Annotated in this window: 1 pseudogene; it reads left to right on the plus strand. The window is 42.4% G+C overall.

The window, feature by feature from the left end:
• Nucleotides 1-519: 519 nt before the first annotated feature.
• Nucleotides 520-2,166, plus strand: a pseudogene (locus WS40_RS10355) (DNA-directed RNA polymerase subunit beta); the annotation flags it as partial.

A 2,166-nucleotide genomic window follows, 5' to 3' on the forward strand; every position in this document is an offset into this window, starting at 1 on the left:
TTTTGTTGCATAAAAAATGCAACAATTGCAGAAATGTTGCCAAATTAAAATATAAATCATTTGTTTGCACAATTTGTTAAGTAAGTTTTTGTTGAATATGACAAGTAAGTCGGAATTATTATGTAATGGCAGACAAGTTGATGCAGATAGTGATGAAATAAAGGGTAGGTTAGGGCGGAGGTAATGAGGCGGAGGGTGATAAAAACAGGTGAGTAAACGAAAAATTTACGATTTGATAACACATTGGTAATAGTAGAAGTTTCTGCGTCGAATTGTGCGATTTTTGTTCAAATCGGAGAAAATAGGAAAATCGGCGAGATGTGTAAGCTAAAATGCTTGACAAGGGCCTGCTAATATTATATAATAGTATACTGTATCATAATGGAGTTTTCCACCTATTTCATGCGTTTTTGAGTGCAGAAAATCATGGAAAACACCGCCAAAACCACTGGCGAATACGATTGTTATATAGTGTTATATAAATGTATTTTCCAAATAAATTAAGGAGTGATTGAGCCTATGGTGAATGTCAAGGACGTAAAACTTGGTAAGAACACGAGAAAGAGCTTTGCCAAGATCAATGAGGTTCTGGAGATGCCTAACCTTATTGAAGTGCAGAAGAACTCTTATCAGTGGTTCCTCGATGAAGGTCTGAAGGAGGTCTTCAGAGATGTTTCAGCTATTACTGATTATAATGGTACGCTGGAGCTGACTTTTGTTGGATACCATTTCGACGAAGAGGCTAAGTATTCTGTTGCAGAGTGCAAGGCGAGAGATGTAACTTATGCAGTGCCACTGAGAGTTACTGCAAGACTTAACAATACCGAGACCGGCGAGATCAAGGAGTCCGAGGTATTTATGGGTGACTTCCCTAAAATGACCGACAGCGGAACTTTTGTTATCAACGGTGCAGAGCGTGTTATCGTTTCTCAGTTGGTGCGTTCACCAGGTGTTTATTACGCTTTTGATAAGGACAAGACCGGTAAGGATCTGTTCAAGACAACTGTTATCCCTAACAGAGGTGCTTGGCTTGAATATGAAATGGATTCTAACGACGTGGTTTATGTCAGAATCGATAAAAACAGAAAGATCCCTCTTACTACTTTCCTGAGATCGCTCGGTATTGGTACTAACGAGGAGATCGAGGAAGTTTTCGGTCCTGATGAAAGACTTACTCAGACTATCATGCAGAAGGATCAGACTGCTAACAGAGAGGAAGCTCTTCTTGAAGTTTACAAGAAGCTCCGTCCGGGCGAGCCTCCTACAGTAGATTCTGCTGTTACTCACCTGAACAACCTGTTCTTTGACGCTAAGAGATACAATCTTTCAAGATTTGGCAGATATAAGTACAACAAGAAGCTTGGCGTTGGTTCAAGACTTTCAGGCCACAGACTTTCAAGACCTGTTGTAAATCCTATGACAGGCGAGGTAATGGCTGAGGCTGGCGATCTTATCAGCTTTGATAAGGCTATGGAGATCGAGACCGCAGGCGTTATGGAGGTTTACGTTGACGTTGAGGTAAAGGAGCATCTTACTTCCGCAACAGGCGAGGCTGTTACAAAGCTTGAAGAGTGCGAAGTTAAGATCATAGGCAACGGCATGGTAGACATCAACGCTTATGTTGATTTTGACTGCACTGAGCTTGGCATCAACGAAAAGGTATCTTTCAAGGCTCTCAAGGAAATTCTTGAGGATTCTGAGAATGAGGAAGAACTTAAGGAGAACATCAAACTTAAGGCTGACGACCTCGTTCCAAAGCACATCACTATCGATGATATTATCGCTACGGTTTCTTACTTCCTCAACCTTTGCGAGGGCGTTGGTACTGTTGACGATATCGACCATCTTGGCAACAGAAGAATCCGTTCAGTAGGCGAGCTTCTTCAGAACCAGTTCAGGATCGGTTTCACAAGAATGGAAAGAGTTATCCGTGAGAGAATGAACATTCAGTCACAGGGCACTGAGGTCGTTACTCCTACAGCTCTTATCAATATAAGACCTATCACTGCGGCAATCAGAGAGTTCTTCGGTTCTTCTCCACTGTCACAGTTCATGGATCAGAACAACCCTCTGGCTGAGCTTACTCATAAGAGAAGACTTTCAGCCCTCGGCCCTGGCGGTCTTTCAAGAGACCGTGCCGGATTTGAGGTCCGTGACGTTCACTAT

This window comes from Ruminococcus sp. N15.MGS-57 (assembly GCF_000980385.1).
In the GTDB taxonomy this organism is placed as follows: domain Bacteria; phylum Bacillota; class Clostridia; order Oscillospirales; family Ruminococcaceae; genus Hominimerdicola; species Hominimerdicola aceti.